This is a genomic window from Myxococcus virescens (assembly GCF_900101905.1).
GTDB lineage: Bacteria > Myxococcota > Myxococcia > Myxococcales > Myxococcaceae > Myxococcus > Myxococcus virescens.
Genome location: NZ_FNAJ01000007.1, coordinates 1 through 13,557, shown reverse-complemented (window position 1 = coordinate 13,557; position 13,557 = coordinate 1). Strand labels below are relative to the sequence as shown.

Here is a 13,557-nt window from a genome sequence, read left to right as displayed (position 1 = left end):
GACGCTGGCACCTTACGGGCCAGCGCTGCGTTTACCGGGCCGGAGCTGCCGGCTTCGCCCGGACGATGCCCCGCTTCGGACCCTTGCGGGTACGCGCGTTGGTGTGGGTCCGCTGGCCACGAACCGGCAGGCCCTTGCGGTGACGAAGGCCCCGGTAGCAACCCAGGTCCATCAGCCGCTTGATGTTCATGGTGACTTCGCGCCGGAGGTCGCCCTCCACCTTGTAGCTGGCCTCGATGATCTCGCGGATCTTGCGGGCCTGCTCCTCGGTGAGGTCCTTGGTCCGGGTCGTGGGATCGATGCCCGCCGCAGCAATGATGTCTTGCGCGGACTTGTTGCCGATCCCGTAGATGTACTGGAGCGAGATCACCGCGCGCTTGTTGGGCGGCAGATCGATGCCGGCGATACGAGCCATCTTCGGTCTTCCTTCTTAGGTGGAGTTGGTCTGAAGCCAACGGCCGCTTGGCCGTTAGCCCTGGCGCTGCTTGTGCCGGGGGTTGGAGGCGCAAATGATGCGCACGATTCCCTTACGGCGAACAATCTTGCACTTGTCGCAGATCTTCTTGACGGACGCCCGTACCTTCATTGGAGCGAACTTCCTTCCTCAGCTAAAGAAAAGCCCAACGGGCGGCCCGCCATTCCCAGGCGGGTGCACCCTACTACTTCGCCCGGTACGTGATCCGCCCGCGCGTCAGGTCGTACGGAGACAGTTCGACCTTCACCTTGTCACCCGGGAGGATGCGGATGAAGTGCATCCTCATCTTGCCCGAGATGTGCGCGAGCACCTTGTGGCCGTTGTCCAGCACCACGCGGAACATCGCGTTCGGGAGGGGCTCCATCACGGTCCCCTCGACTTCGATGGAATCATCCTTCGGCAAGCGTCAGACTCTCTTCCCCGGACCACGAACCTCTTGGAAGCGCGGCGGGATAGCACTTTGGTCCGCAAGTGGCAAGCGTCGCGCGACTGCAAAACTTGGTTTCCTACTAACCCCACATAACAGCGGGCTACTTCACCCGCAGTCATGGCAAAATCAACTCAATCTGTGAGACCTACGTCAAGGTCCACACCTGGAACGGGTGCTCTCCCGGCGGGGTGAAAATGCGCCTGTCCCGGACGGGAGTCCAGATCCCCCCAGGCAGGAGCTCCCCATGGCCTCCGGAAACAAGCTCCGTCGCTTCAGCGACGAACCGGCGAGGAGGTACCAGCCAGGCCGGCACCCCACCCGCCAGATGGATCAGGCCTTGCCCGCAGCGGCCTTGATCTCTTCGTAGATACCCTCGGGCGTGCCCACGCCGTCCACGCTCTTGAGCAGGCCCTTCTTCTCATAAAAGGCCTTCAGCGGCGCCGTCTCCGAGTCGTACTTCTGAAGGCGCTTCTCGATGACCTCGGGCATATCATCCGGGCGCTGGACAAGCCCGGTATTGCACTTGTCACAGTACCCCGCCCGCTTCGGCGGGCTCTGGTAGACGTGGTAGACGCTGCCATCCACCGGGCAGACCCGCCGGCCGGAGCCGCGCTCCACCAGCTTCGCGTGCGGCACCTCGAGCGAGATGACGGCGCTCAGCTGCTTGCCCAGGCGACCCAGCATCTTGTCCAGCGCGTCCGCCTGGCCCGGCGTGCGCGGAAAGCCGTCCAGGACGAAGCCCTTGGCCACGTCCGCCTCCTTGAGGCGCTCCTCGACGATACCGATCACGACGTCGTCCGGGACGTACTGCCCGGCGGCCATGAGCGGGCCAGCCACCCTGCCCAGTTCCGTGCCCTCCGCGACTGCTTTGCGGAGGATGTCCCCGGTGGAGATCTGGGGGATCTGGAAGTCGGCGAACAGGCGCTTCGCCTGTGTCCCCTTCCCCGCGTTCGGCGGCCCCAACAGGATCAGGTTCATGTGTCCTCTCAGCTCCGAAGGAAGGCACGGAAGTCGTAGGACTCAAACCCCCGAGCGCGCTCCGTGTGCACCAGCGAATATCCTTGAACAACACCTAGCCTGGGAACGACGAGGCGCCCCTCCCCGCGACGGGGAGAGGCGCCCGGAACGCCCGCGCGGAGGCTCAGGCCGCCACGCGCACCCGGCCCCGGATGCGCGGGCCGCGAGGGCCGGCGAAGCCCTCGTAGTTACGACTGATGAGGTGGCCCTCGATCTGCTGCACCGTATCCAACGCCACGCCCACGACGATCAGCAGCGCCGTGCCGCCGAAGGTGAACCGCACCCCCAGCAAGCCACTGATGACCGACGGAATCACGCAGACGACCGACAGGTAGATGGCACCACCGAACGTGAGCCGGTTGAGCACGCGCTCGATGAACTCCGCCGTCTGACGGCCCGGACGGATGCCCGGGATGTAGCCACCCTGCTTCTTGATGTTGTCCGCCACGTCGTCCGGCCGGAACGTCAGCGCCGTATAGAAGTAGGCGAAGAAGATGACCATCACGACGAACAGCCCGTTGTAGATCCACAGGTTGCCTTCGATGGCGCGCTGGAATCCCTGCAGGAACGGGAACCAGGTTCCCAGCGTGGCCGGGAAGGACAGCACCGCGCCCGCGAAGATGGGGGGAATCACGCCCGAGGTGTTCACCTTCATCGGGAAGTACGTCGCCTGGCCGGCGAACATCCGCCGCCCCGCCATTCGCTTCGCGTACTGGATGGGGATGCGCCGCATGCCACGCTCCACGTAGACGACCGCGGCGATGATGATGAGCATGAAGACGACCAGCGCGAGCACCTCGGCCATCGAAATGACGTCCTGACGGGTCAGGTCCAGCAGCTGCTTCGCGCCCGGGAGCAGGCCCGCCACGATACCGGCGAAGATGATGAGCGAGATGCCGTTGCCGATGCCGCGCTCGGTGATGCGCTCACCCAGCCACATGATGAAGGCCGTGCCGGCCGTGAGGCTGACCACCGTCATGAAGGTAAACCAAGCGCTGTCGTCGGGGACGACCACCTGGTTGAAACCGCTCTGGCCACCGTCGGAGCGGCCCAGCGACGCCAGCCACCGCGAGATGCCGATGCCCTGCACGACGGAGAGCGCGATCGTGCCATAGCGGGTGTACTGGTTGATCTTCTGCCGGCCGCCGGCGCCTTCCTTCTGCAGCCGCTCCAGGCTGGGTACGACCACGGCGAGCAGCTGCATGATGATGGAGGCGCTGACGTACGGCATGATGCCCAATCCGAAGATGGACATCTGCTCCAGCGCGCCGCCGGAGAAGAGGTTGAACAGCGAGACGAGGCCGCCCGACTGCTTCTGGGCGTCCATGAACGCGTTCATCGCCGAACGGTCCACGCCTGGCGTGTTGATGAAGATGCCGATGCGATAGACGGCGAGCAGCGCGAGCGTATACGCGAGCCGACTGCGCAGCTCAGCGATACGGAAGACGTTGGCGAAGGCGTTCAGAGCCACGGGGTAGCCATCCTCTTCGAGAGGGTTCTGCCAGGACGACAAAACGCCCCTGTTCCACGAGTGGGAAAGGGGCGCAGAAGCCTACACAAGCGAAACTGCGCGCACCACCAGCAAGTGATGCGCGCCAGGCACGCTCAGGCCTTGGGCTGCCGAGGAGCCTTGACGCCCTTGCCAGCGTGCGCCTTGGCCGCGGACTCCGGCTTGTGGGCCACCAGCGGAATCTCTTCCACCGCGCCGCCCGCCTTCTGGATGGCCGCCTTCGCCGCCTCAGACGCCTTGTGCACGACCACGGTGACCTTCTTGGTCAGCTCGCCGCGGGCCAGCAGCTTCACGCCGTGGTAGCGGCCCTTGACCAGGCCGACCTTGCGCAACGTCTCCACGTCCGCCGTGGCGCCGGCATCGAAGTGCTGCTCGAGGTCCGACAGGTTGACGACCGCGTAGACCGTCCGGTTCGGCGGCGTGAAGCCAAACTTCGGCAGGCGCCGCTGCAGGGGGCTCTGGCCACCCTCGAAGCCTTCGAACCGCATGTTGCCGGTGCGGGCCTTCTGGCCCTTGCCACCGCGGCCGGCCGTCTTGCCAAGACCACTACCCTGGCCGCGGCCTACGCGCTTCTTGCGGTGCCACGAGCGCGCCGGACGCTGCAGTTTGTTCAGAGTGCTCATCGTCTCGATCCTCTCGTGACTCAGGCCTTGTTCTGCTTGGCCTGATACGCGATCGCCCGCTCCCGCAGGGCAATCTTGGCGGGCTTGCGGCGCTTGGGCGCCGGCGCGTCGCCGGAAACGGTTTCCAGGGTGACCAGGTGCTTCACCTTGAACGCCATCCCGCGAACCGCAGGCGTGTCCTTGAGGAGCCGCTCGTCACCGAACTTCTTCAGGCCCAGCCCACGGATGGTGTCCAGCATGTCGCTGGACGCACCCGCAAAGCTCTTCACCAGCTTCACCTTGAGCGCCATGGGCTAGCCCCTCTGCTCCCCGGCGAGCTTCGCCGGCTCGACGTCCTTGCCACGGAGACGCGAAACCTGCTCCGCGCTGCGCAGCAGCTTCAGGCCAGCGACAGTGGCCTTCAGCACGTTGTGCGGGTTCCGCGACCCCTGGCTCTTGGTCAGGATGTTCCGGATGCCCGCCGCCTCCAGCACCGCGCGAACCGCGCCGCCGGCGATGACGCCCGTACCCTGGGTGGCCGGCTTCAGCAGCACCCAGCCAGCGCCGAAGTGCCCGAGCACCTCGTGCGGAATGGTGTGACCCACGAGCGGGACGCGGAACAGGTTCTTCTTCGCGTTCTCACCACCCTTGCGGATGGCCTCGGGGACTTCGTTGGCCTTACCCAGGCCGACGCCCACGTGTCCGGCGCCGTCCCCCACCACCACCAGGGCGGCGAACGAGAAACGGCGGCCGCCCTTCACGACCTTGGCCACGCGGTTGATATTCACCACGCGGTCGGTGAGGTCCAGATCGTTCGGATTGATCGGAGTTGCCACTTGGGGGATTCCTTTCGAATTCTTAGAACTTCAGCCCGGCCTCGCGCGCGGCGTCGGCCACGGCGGCGATGCGCCCGTGATAAGGGAAGCCGTTGCGGTCGAACACCACCGCTTCGACGTTGGCGGCCTTGCACTTCTGCGCAATCAGAGCACCAACACGCTTCGCATCCGCCTTCTTGTCGCCCTCGTCCTGACCCTTCAGGTCCTTGGACAGCGACGAAGCAAACGCCAGCGTCTTGCCCGTGGTGTCGTCCACCACCTGCGCATAGATGTGCTTGAGGCTCTTGTACACGGTGAGCCGCGGCCGCTCTGTCGTACCCGACAGCTTCTTGCGGATGCGGTTCTTCCTCTTGAGACGGGCTTCAATCTTCGTAGGCATGGCTGCTTCCTTTTCCGTCCGGAGGCGATGCGGCCTTCCGCCTCCGGATGATGCCACCAGGTCCCGAGGACCCGGTGGAGTTTGGAACACTTAGGAAAGACAGGACGACTAGGTCGTACCGGTCTTGCCCTCCTTGCGACGGATGCGCTCCTCGGCGTACTTGATGCCCTTGCCCTTGTAGGGCTCGGGGGGACGCAGCGAGCGGATGTTCACCGCCGTCGCGCCCAGCGCTTCCTTGTCCGAAGAACGGAGCGTCAGGCCCACGGTGGGCAAGCTGTCCTCGTTGCGCGGCGCCTTGTCGACTTCGGCCGTCACGCCCTCGGGCAGGTTGAACACCACCGGGTGCGAGAACCCCAGCGCGAAGTGAATGGCCTTGCCCTTCACCTCGGCGCGGAAACCAACGCCGCGAATGTCCAGCTTCTTCTCGAAGCCCGTGCTCACACCCTTCGCGGCGTTCGCGAGGATGGTCCGGGTCAGCCCGTGCAGGCTGCGCGCCTCGCGCGAGTCATCCGCGCGCTGCACGGTCATCTCGCCGTCCTTGATCTCGACCTTGACCTTGCCAGGCAGCTTCACCGACAGCTTGCCCTTGGGGCCCTCGAAGTTCACCTGCTCGCCGGCGATGACGGCCTTCGTCTTGTCGCCGAGCTTGATCGCCAGTTTTCCAATCCGACTCATGGTTGCCTCGGTCCTGTGTGCCTGGGGCGCGCTCCCTCACGGGGCGCCGCACCCTGGCGGCTGGCTAGTAGACGGTGCAGAGCAGCTCGCCGCCGACCTTCTGCTTGCGGGCCTCGGAATCCACCATGATGCCGCGGGAGGTGGACAGGATGGAGATACCCAGGCCACCCAGCACCTGCGGAATCTCACGCGCGGCGGCATAGCGACGCAGACCCGGCTTCGACACGCGGCGGATACCGGTGATGGCAGGCGCACGGTCCGGACCGTACTTCAGCTGCACCGAGATCTCCGGGAACACCGTGCGCTTGTTCTGCACGGTCTGCTCGTGCACCACGAACTCGCCGATGTAGCCCTCGTCCTTGAGGACCTTGATGATCTCGAGCTTGAGCTTCGAGTGGGGGATGACGACCTTGTCGTGACGCGCGCGCGAAGCGTTGCGCAGGCGGGTCAGCATGTCGCCGACGGGATCATTGACCGGCATGGAGTACCTTCCCAAGCGAGACCCCGTACCGGGCGCCCCGCGTTCGCGGCCACCGCGCCTGCCGGGCCCATCCCGGGGGTTCGCGCTGACCGCCACTACGAACTTCCTACTTCAATGTGCCTGGCCGGCCGATGAGGCCCGCCAGGCACCCTGCCCTTCCGGCTACCAGGACGACTTGGTAACGCCGGTGACCTCGCCGCGGAGGGCGCGGTTGCGGAGGCAGATACGGCACATCTTGAACTTGCGCAGGAACGCGCGCGGCCGGCCACACAGCGGGCAGCGGTTGTACTGGCGCACCGAGAACTTCGGCTTGCGCTTTGCCTGGGCGATCTTGGAGAGCTTGGCCATGTTTCGTCGGGTCCTTGACTCGAGGGCTTACTGACGGAACGGCATGCCGAAGTGACGCATCAGCGCCAGCCCCTGCTCGTCGTTGGCAGCAGTGGTGACGAAGCTGATGTTGAGCCCCTTCACCTTCTCGATCTGGTCGTAGTTGATCTCAGGGAAGATGATCTGCTCGCGCACGCCGAGCGTGTAGTTGCCCTTCCCGTCGAACGCCTTGGGGGACACGCCCTTGAAGTCACGCACGCGCGGCAGCGCCACGGTGATGAGGCGGTCCATGAACTCGTACATGCGGTCGCCGCGCAGCGTGACGGCGGCACCGATGGCCTGCCCCTGGCGCAGCTTGAAGTTCGCGATGGACTTGCGGGCGCGCGTGACGATCGGCTTCTGGCCGGTGATCGCCGCGAGCTGCTCCACCGCCGACTCCAGGATCTTGTTGTTGGCGAGCGCCTCGCCCAGACCCATGTTGACGACGATCTTCTCCAGCCGGGGAACCTGCATCGGGTTCTTCAGGCTCAGCTCCTTCAGGAGGGACGGAACACCTTCCTTGAAGAAACGCACCTTCAGACGGGCCGGCTTGGACTCCAGGCCTTCCTCGATATTGGCGGCGAAGCCAACCTTCTTGGCCTCTTCCTTCTTGCCCCGCTTCGCCTTCTTTTCCTTCTGCTCGGCCTTCTTCTCGTCAGCCATCGTCCTGTCCTCTGCTTCGGGGCGCCGTCGTGGACCCAGCACGCCCGATCAGTCCTTCGTATGGAACCTGGAAACACCGCGAGGGCCCCTGTTGCTCCACGGGCCCTCCATGCCTGCACGCCCGCCCTTCGCCACCACCAGGGTGGGCAAAGGGCGCGCATACATGCACCAACGCGGACACCTAGTCAATCAGGGCGTCGCAGTTCTTGCAGAACCGCTTCTTCTTGCCCTCTTCACCTTCAGTACGGATGCCCACTCGGGTCGGCTTGTCGCACTTGGCGCAAACCACCTGCACGTTCGCCAGCGCGATCGTGCCCGGCTTCTCGACGATGCCGCCTTCCGGGCTCTGGGGCGTCTTCTTCATGTGACGCTTGACCAGGCGCAGGCCCTCGACCGTCACGCGCTCAGCCTCGCGATCGATCTTCAGTACCTTGCCGCGCTTGGTCGCCGGGTTCTTCTCGGAGGCTTCGGCCCCGGCCATGACCTGGATCGTGTCTCCAACCTTCAGCTTCTGCATGGCTTCCTCTCTCTGGCTGCTCGCCGTCCGGCCTGCCGTCCTCTCAGAGGACTTCGGGCGCCAGCGAGATGATCTTCATGAACTTGCGGGCGCGGAGCTCACGGGCCACCGGCCCGAAGATACGCGTACCAATGGGCTCCATGTCCTTGTTGATGAGGACCGCGGAGTTGCCGTCGAACTTGATGTAGCTGCCGTCCGGACGACCCACCTCGCGCTTGGTGCGAACGATGACGGCCTTGGCCACGTCACCCTTCTTCACCTTCGAGTTGGGAAGCGCCTCGCGCACCGAAACGACAATCACGTCGCCGATGGACGCATACTTGCGCTTCGAACCACCGAGCACCTTGATGCAGAACACCTTCTTCGCGCCCGAGTTGTCCGCCACGTCGAGCACGCTCGTCATCTGAATCATCTGGGAATCTCCTGTCGCCGGTGACCATCCCGCGCCGCCTCACGGCCGCGCGGAAGGGACATGCGTGCTAGACGTTCTTGCTCTTCTCCAGCACCTCGACCACGCGCCAACGCTTGTCCTTCGAAGCGGGCTTGGTCTCGGCGATCCGGACCCGATCACCCTCGTTGATGGTGATCTTCTTGGGGTAGTCGTGATCCTCCACGTGCGCCTTGTACTTCTCGCGCAGGCTCATGATCTTCCCGTACTTCGGGTGCGGAGCCCGGCGCTGGACGGTGACGACCACCGTCTTCTGCATCTTGTTGGAGGTGACAATCCCCACGCGCGTCTTGGGACGGCCACGGGTGGAAGTCTCAGAAGCCTGCGTCTCGGTCGCTTCAGCCATCTTCTCTCTCACTGTCTCTCATGCACCCGGGCATTGGCGCCCGGATGGCCGCACGCGCTCCTCTATCAGCTGAGCGCGCTTGGAGTCGTGGGTGTTCAGCCCTTAAGCCTTCGTCTTCTGGGTCAGCACGGTCAGAACCCGCGCCAGGTCCCGTCGGTGCTGGGTGCGCTCGGCCGGGTTGTCCAGCGAACCGGTCCGCCGCTTCAGCTGGTCCTGGAACAGCGTCTCGCGCAGCTCCGCCGCGCGCTGCTTCAGGTCGTCCGCCGACAGTTCCTTCAATTCCTTCGCAGTCGCCATTTCACTCTCCATGCGAGCGGAAGCTGTCCAGGGGACCAGCTCCCGCCGCTCGGTGCCTTAGAGGCTCAGGTCCGCCCGCTTCACGATCTTCGTGAGCACCGGCAGCTTCGCCTGCGCCAGCTTCAGCGCCCCGGTGGCCACTTCCGGCGTCATACCCTCCATCTCGTAGAGGATGCGGCCGGGCTTCACCACCGCGACGTAGTACTCCACGCCACCCTTACCGGTACCCATACGGGTCTCAGCGGGCTTCTTGGTGATGGGCTTGTCCGGGAAGATACGGATCCAGATCTTGCCGCCACGCTTCACGTGACGCGTCATCGCGATACGAGCCGCCTCGATCTGCCGGGAGGTGATCCACCCCGGCTGGAGGCTCATCAGACCGTACTCACCGTAGGTCATGTCGCTACCCCGGTGGGCACTGCCAGGCATGCGGCCCTTGTGCATCTTGCGGTACTTCGTACGAGCAGGCTGAAGCATCGTCGCTGTCCTTCGCCGCCCTGCCCCGGGCGCCCCTTCTGGGAGCGCCCGGCGCGGGTGGACTGATTACCGGTTGGAGGGCATGGGGGCCTGGCCACCCTTGCCCGGGAGGACCTCGCCCTTGCAGACCCAGACCTTGCAGCCGATCTTGCCGTAGGTCGTCTTCGCCTCGGCGAAACCGTAGTCAATGTCCGCGCGCAGGGTGTGCAGGGGCACGCGACCCTCGCGGTACCACTCGTAGCGCGCCATCTCCGCGCCACCGAGGCGGCCCGAGCAGGCCACGCGGATGCCCTTGGCACCGAACTTCATCGCCGTCTGCAGGGCCTTCTTCATGGCCCGGCGGAACGCGATGCGGCGCTCGAGCTGCGTGGCGATGTTCTCCGCCACCAGCTGCGCGTCGGTCTCAGCCTTGCGGACCTCGACGATGTTGAGGAAGACCTCGTTCTTCGTGAACTGCTGGAGGTCCTTCTTCACCGTCTCAATGCCCGCGCCGCGCTTGCCGATGACGATGCCCGGCCGCGCAGTGTGGACGTTGACCTTGACCTTGTTGGCCGCGCGCTCGATCTCCACCTTCGACACGCCCGCGTGGTTCAGCGACTTCTTCACGAACTCGCGGATGCGGATGTCCTCGTGGAGCCACTGCGCGTAGTTCTTGTGCTCGAACCACTTGGAGTCCCAGGTCTTGATGACACCAAGCCGGAACCCGATCGGATGAACTTTCTGTCCCAACGTGATTCTCCTTGAAGCGTCCGGGCAGGGCCCGACGGGTCCTACTTCTTCGCCTCGGCGAGCACCACGTGGACGTGGGCCGTCTTCTTCTTGATGGGGGTGGCCCGGCCCATGGCGCGCGGCATGAACCGGCGCTGGGTGGGACCCTGGTCCACGGAGATGGTCTTCACGTAGAGCGTGTCCACGTCGACCTGGCCCTTGGACTTGTCAGTCGCGTTGGCCACGGCGCTCTTGATGAGCTTCTCCACCGGCTTGGCCGCGGCGCGCTTGGTGAACTTCAGGATGTTGAGGGCCGCCTCAACAGGCTTGCCCCGGACGAGCTCCGCAACAGTGGAAATCTTGCGGGGGCTCATGCGCAGGAAACGCAGATGTGCAGTCGACTCCATGGTCTTCTCCTCAGGCTCTCAGGCAATGCGCCAGGCTACTTGCCCGGGGCCTTGGCGACCTTCTTCTCCGCCGAGTGGCCACCGAACGTACGCGTCGGGGCGAACTCGCCGAGCTTGTGGCCAACCATGTTCTCCGTGACGAACACCGGGATGAACTTCTTCCCGTTGTGCACCGCGAAGGTGTGACCCACGAACTCCGGAAGAATCGTGGAGCGGCGGGACCACGTCTTTACGACGGCCTTCTTGTTCGTCTTGATCATGTCCTCGATCTTCTTCACGAGGAAGTCGTCGACGAACGGACCCTTCTTGATCGAACGAGCCATGGAATCCTCTTACTGGCTGCGCGCGCCCTGGCGGCGGCCGGACACGATGAACTTGTCAGTGCGCTTGTTAGTGCGCGTGGTGAGACCCTTGGTCTTCTTGCCCCAGGGGGACACAGGGTGCGGGTTACCCTGACCGGACTTGCCTTCACCACCGCCGTGCGGGTGGTCGACCGGGTTCATCGCCAGACCGCGGACGGTGGGACGAATGCCCAGCCAGCGGCTCTTACCCGCCTTGCCGATACGGATGATTTCGTGCTCGATGTTGCCGACCTGGCCCACGGTGGCGCGGCACTCGATGAGGACCTTGCGGACGGTGCCGGAGGGCATACGCACCTGCGCGTAACGGTCCTCCTTCGCCATCAGCTGTCCGGACGTGCCGGCGGAGCGGATGACCTGGGCGCCACGGCCCGGCTTCAGCTCCACGTTGTGGATGACCGTACCCACCGGGATGTTCTGCAGCGGCAGGCTGTTGCCAGGCCGGATGTCCGCGCCTTCGCCGGCGAACACCGTGTCACCCACGCTCAGACCTACCGGAGCGAGGATGTAGCGCTTCTCGCCGTCCGCGTAGTGCAGCAGGGCGATGTTGGCGGTGCGGTTGGGGTCGTACTCGACGGCCACGACCTTCGCGGGGACGCCATCCTTGTCCCGGCGCTTGAAGTCGATGACGCGGTAGCGGCGCTTGTGGCCGCCACCCTGGTGCCGGCGGGTGATGTGCCCGTGGACGTTGCGACCACCGGAGCGCTTGAGCGGCTCGGTGAGGCTCTTCTCGGGCGAGTCCTTGGTGATGTCCGCGAAGTCGGACACCGTCATCAGACGGCGGGCGGCGCTAGTCGGCTTGTACTTCTTGATGCCCATGGTGTGTTCCTCAGGCTGGCTCGACGCCGTGGCGTCAGGCCGCCCCTCCCTCGAAGAGTTCGATCGAGTCGCCCTGCTTCAGCGTCACAACCGCCTTCTTGAAGTTGGGCCGCTTGCCGATGCTACGACCCACCCGCTTGATCTTGCCGCGGACGATGTTGGTGTTCACGCCCTCGACGGTGACCTTGAAGAGCGTCTCCACCGCCCGGGCGACGTCGTGCTTCGTCGCCTTGCGGTCGACGATGAACGAGTACTGGCGGAACTTCTCGCGGGCCTTGTCCAGCTTCTCGGTGATGAGCGGGCCCTTGATGACGTCGTTCAGATTCATGACAGCGCCCCCTCGAGGGTCTTCGCGGCCGCGGACGTGAGGACGAGGTGCGAGTGCCGGAGAACGGCCTCGAGGTTCAGGCCCTCGGGCGGCAGCACGTCGAACTTCGCCAGGTTGCGCACGCTGCGGTGCAGGTTGGTGTTGCCCTTGTCGTCAATCACCAGGGCGTTCTGGAGCTTCAGACGCTTGGTGAGGACCTCGAAGGCCTGCTTGCTCTTCGGAGCATCCAGGGAGAAGCCGTCCAGGATGATGAGCGTCTTCTCCTGGGCCCGCAGGGACAGCGCGGACTTCAGGGCGCCGCGGCGCACCTTGCGGGGCGGGCGGTAGAAGTAGTCGCGCGCCTTGGGAGCCATCGCCTTACCGCCGCCCACCCAGTGGGAAGCGCGGATGGAGCCCTGACGAGCGCGGCCGGTGCCCTTCTGCTTCCAGGGCTTCTTGCCGCCGCCGCTGACCAGCGAGGTGTTCTTCACCCCGACCGTGCCGCGGCGCCGGTTGATCTGCTGCATCTTCGCCACCTCGTAAAACAGGTGGGCGTTCGGCTCGGTGCCGAAGACATCGTCGGAGAGCTCAATCTCCGACACCTTCTTCAAATCCAGGTCGACAACGTCAAACTTCGCCATGGCACTTTCCTCGCGGGGGTCGGAGTGAAACCACTCGAACGCCCACCCGCTTCCTAGGACTTGATCTCGACGTCAACGCCAGCCGACAGATCCAGCTTCATCAGCGCATCCAGCGTCTGCTGCGTGGGCTCGAGGATATCGAGCAGGCGCTTGTGCGTGCGGATCTCGAACTGCTCACGGCTCTTCTTGTCCACGTGCGGAGACCGCAGCACCGTGAACTTGTTGATGCGCGTGGGAAGGGGGATCGGACCGGCCACCTTCGCGCCTGTGCGCTTGGCCGTCTCGACGATCTCACCCGCGCTCTGGTCCAGGAGCTTCGAGTCGTACGCCTTCAGCCGGATGCGGATCTTCTGTGTCGCCATTCGCAAGAACCTCTTTGAACGGACTCTGCCTCTGCCGCGGGAGGGCGTTACGACCGACGTCCCCTGGATTTCACAGAGCCGTTTCTTCAGAACGAAGGGGCGCGGTGTGTACCATCCCGCCCCAGGGTGTGCAACATGATTCCCAACGGCTCCCTGAAATTTCCCGGAATTGGGAACGCAGGGAGCCACTGGGGGTTTGCGCTACTCGATGATTTCCGCCACGACGCCGGCGCCCACCGTGCGGCCACCCTCGCGAACAGCGAAGCGCAGCTCCTTCTCCATGGCCACCGGGGTGATGAGCTCCACCTCGATGGCGATGTTGTCGCCCGGCATCACCATTTCGACGTTCTCCGGCAGCTTCACCGAGCCCGTCACGTCCGTGGTGCGGAAGTAGAACTGCGGGCGGTAGCCCTTGAAGAACGGGGTGTGACGACC

General features: G+C 64.8%; 26 protein-coding genes. All 26 read right to left on the bottom strand.

Annotated features, from left to right (window positions below):
• Positions 1-31: 31 nt before the first annotated feature.
• Positions 32-415, bottom strand: coding sequence for a 30S ribosomal protein S13 (gene rpsM, locus BLU09_RS20830; protein ID WP_011553358.1), 384 nt, complete (start codon positions 413-415; stop codon positions 32-34).
• A 54-nt stretch (positions 416-469) separates the two neighbouring features.
• Positions 470-586 (bottom strand): 50S ribosomal protein L36, encoded by a 117-nt coding sequence (gene rpmJ / locus BLU09_RS20825; protein ID WP_011553357.1) that lies wholly within the window; start codon positions 584-586, stop codon positions 470-472.
• A gap of 73 nt (positions 587-659) precedes the next feature.
• Positions 660-878 (bottom strand): translation initiation factor IF-1, encoded by a 219-nt coding sequence (gene infA, locus BLU09_RS20820; RefSeq protein ID WP_002614803.1) that lies wholly within the window; start codon positions 876-878, stop codon positions 660-662.
• 357 nt (positions 879-1,235) lie between these two features.
• On the bottom strand, positions 1,236-1,883 hold the full coding sequence (locus BLU09_RS20815) for an adenylate kinase (RefSeq protein WP_011553356.1): 648 nt from the start codon (positions 1,881-1,883) through the stop codon (positions 1,236-1,238).
• Positions 1,884-2,046: 163 nt separating this feature from the next.
• A complete protein-coding gene (secY, locus tag BLU09_RS20810; RefSeq protein ID WP_090491527.1) occupies positions 2,047-3,393 on the bottom strand; it encodes a preprotein translocase subunit SecY in 1,347 nt (448 codons plus the stop codon).
• A 134-nt stretch (positions 3,394-3,527) separates the two neighbouring features.
• Complete coding sequence (gene rplO / locus BLU09_RS20805) at positions 3,528-4,055, bottom strand: 50S ribosomal protein L15 (RefSeq protein ID WP_011553354.1); 528 nt, start codon at positions 4,053-4,055, stop codon at positions 3,528-3,530.
• A gap of 20 nt (positions 4,056-4,075) precedes the next feature.
• A complete protein-coding gene (rpmD, locus tag BLU09_RS20800) occupies positions 4,076-4,345 on the bottom strand; it encodes a 50S ribosomal protein L30 (protein WP_011553353.1) in 270 nt (89 codons plus the stop codon).
• Between the two features lie 3 nt (positions 4,346-4,348).
• Positions 4,349-4,870: a 30S ribosomal protein S5 gene (rpsE, locus tag BLU09_RS20795; RefSeq protein ID WP_011553352.1), complete on the bottom strand. Its 522-nt coding sequence runs from the start codon at positions 4,868-4,870 to the stop codon at positions 4,349-4,351.
• Between the two features lie 22 nt (positions 4,871-4,892).
• Positions 4,893-5,249, bottom strand: a complete 357-nt coding sequence (gene rplR / locus BLU09_RS20790; protein ID WP_026114014.1) for a 50S ribosomal protein L18 — start codon at positions 5,247-5,249, stop codon at positions 4,893-4,895.
• A gap of 108 nt (positions 5,250-5,357) precedes the next feature.
• Positions 5,358-5,924, bottom strand: coding sequence for a 50S ribosomal protein L6 (rplF, locus tag BLU09_RS20785; RefSeq protein ID WP_090491282.1), 567 nt, complete (start codon positions 5,922-5,924; stop codon positions 5,358-5,360).
• A gap of 64 nt (positions 5,925-5,988) precedes the next feature.
• Positions 5,989-6,405, bottom strand: a complete 417-nt coding sequence (gene rpsH, locus BLU09_RS20780) for a 30S ribosomal protein S8 (protein WP_011553349.1) — start codon at positions 6,403-6,405, stop codon at positions 5,989-5,991.
• 162 nt (positions 6,406-6,567) lie between these two features.
• Positions 6,568-6,753 carry a type Z 30S ribosomal protein S14 gene (locus BLU09_RS20775; protein WP_011553348.1) on the bottom strand — a complete coding sequence of 62 codons (186 nt, stop codon included), beginning with the start codon at positions 6,751-6,753 and terminating at the stop codon, positions 6,568-6,570.
• Between the two features lie 27 nt (positions 6,754-6,780).
• Positions 6,781-7,434, bottom strand: a complete 654-nt coding sequence (gene rplE, locus BLU09_RS20770) for a 50S ribosomal protein L5 (RefSeq protein WP_020478749.1) — start codon at positions 7,432-7,434, stop codon at positions 6,781-6,783.
• A gap of 181 nt (positions 7,435-7,615) precedes the next feature.
• On the bottom strand, positions 7,616-7,951 hold the full coding sequence (rplX, locus tag BLU09_RS20765) for a 50S ribosomal protein L24 (RefSeq protein WP_011553346.1): 336 nt from the start codon (positions 7,949-7,951) through the stop codon (positions 7,616-7,618).
• A 43-nt stretch (positions 7,952-7,994) separates the two neighbouring features.
• Positions 7,995-8,363 carry a 50S ribosomal protein L14 gene (gene rplN / locus BLU09_RS20760; RefSeq protein WP_002633598.1) on the bottom strand — a complete coding sequence of 123 codons (369 nt, stop codon included), beginning with the start codon at positions 8,361-8,363 and terminating at the stop codon, positions 7,995-7,997.
• A 67-nt stretch (positions 8,364-8,430) separates the two neighbouring features.
• On the bottom strand, positions 8,431-8,757 hold the full coding sequence (gene rpsQ, locus BLU09_RS20755) for a 30S ribosomal protein S17 (RefSeq protein WP_011553345.1): 327 nt from the start codon (positions 8,755-8,757) through the stop codon (positions 8,431-8,433).
• A gap of 90 nt (positions 8,758-8,847) precedes the next feature.
• Positions 8,848-9,054, bottom strand: coding sequence for a 50S ribosomal protein L29 (rpmC, locus tag BLU09_RS20750; protein ID WP_011553344.1), 207 nt, complete (start codon positions 9,052-9,054; stop codon positions 8,848-8,850).
• Between the two features lie 45 nt (positions 9,055-9,099).
• A complete protein-coding gene (gene rplP / locus BLU09_RS20745) occupies positions 9,100-9,519 on the bottom strand; it encodes a 50S ribosomal protein L16 (protein ID WP_002633601.1) in 420 nt (139 codons plus the stop codon).
• Between the two features lie 66 nt (positions 9,520-9,585).
• Positions 9,586-10,248 (bottom strand): 30S ribosomal protein S3, encoded by a 663-nt coding sequence (gene rpsC / locus BLU09_RS20740; protein WP_002633602.1) that lies wholly within the window; start codon positions 10,246-10,248, stop codon positions 9,586-9,588.
• A gap of 41 nt (positions 10,249-10,289) precedes the next feature.
• Positions 10,290-10,634, bottom strand: coding sequence for a 50S ribosomal protein L22 (rplV, locus tag BLU09_RS20735; RefSeq protein WP_013939877.1), 345 nt, complete (start codon positions 10,632-10,634; stop codon positions 10,290-10,292).
• Positions 10,635-10,669: 35 nt separating this feature from the next.
• Positions 10,670-10,957 (bottom strand): 30S ribosomal protein S19, encoded by a 288-nt coding sequence (gene rpsS / locus BLU09_RS20730; protein ID WP_002633604.1) that lies wholly within the window; start codon positions 10,955-10,957, stop codon positions 10,670-10,672.
• Positions 10,958-10,966: 9 nt separating this feature from the next.
• Positions 10,967-11,812, bottom strand: coding sequence for a 50S ribosomal protein L2 (gene rplB / locus BLU09_RS20725; RefSeq protein WP_011553343.1), 846 nt, complete (start codon positions 11,810-11,812; stop codon positions 10,967-10,969).
• A gap of 34 nt (positions 11,813-11,846) precedes the next feature.
• Positions 11,847-12,140 carry a 50S ribosomal protein L23 gene (locus tag BLU09_RS20720; protein WP_002633606.1) on the bottom strand — a complete coding sequence of 98 codons (294 nt, stop codon included), beginning with the start codon at positions 12,138-12,140 and terminating at the stop codon, positions 11,847-11,849.
• Complete coding sequence (gene rplD, locus BLU09_RS20715) at positions 12,137-12,760, bottom strand: 50S ribosomal protein L4 (RefSeq protein WP_002633607.1); 624 nt, start codon at positions 12,758-12,760, stop codon at positions 12,137-12,139. Before rplD ends, BLU09_RS20720 begins: the two co-directional genes overlap by 4 nt.
• 53 nt (positions 12,761-12,813) lie before the next feature.
• A complete protein-coding gene (rpsJ, locus tag BLU09_RS20710; RefSeq protein ID WP_002633608.1) occupies positions 12,814-13,122 on the bottom strand; it encodes a 30S ribosomal protein S10 in 309 nt (102 codons plus the stop codon).
• 201 nt (positions 13,123-13,323) lie between these two features.
• A partial coding sequence (locus BLU09_RS20705; RefSeq protein ID WP_482805277.1) for an EF-Tu C-terminal domain-related protein occupies positions 13,324-13,557 on the bottom strand: 234 nt, incomplete at its 5' end.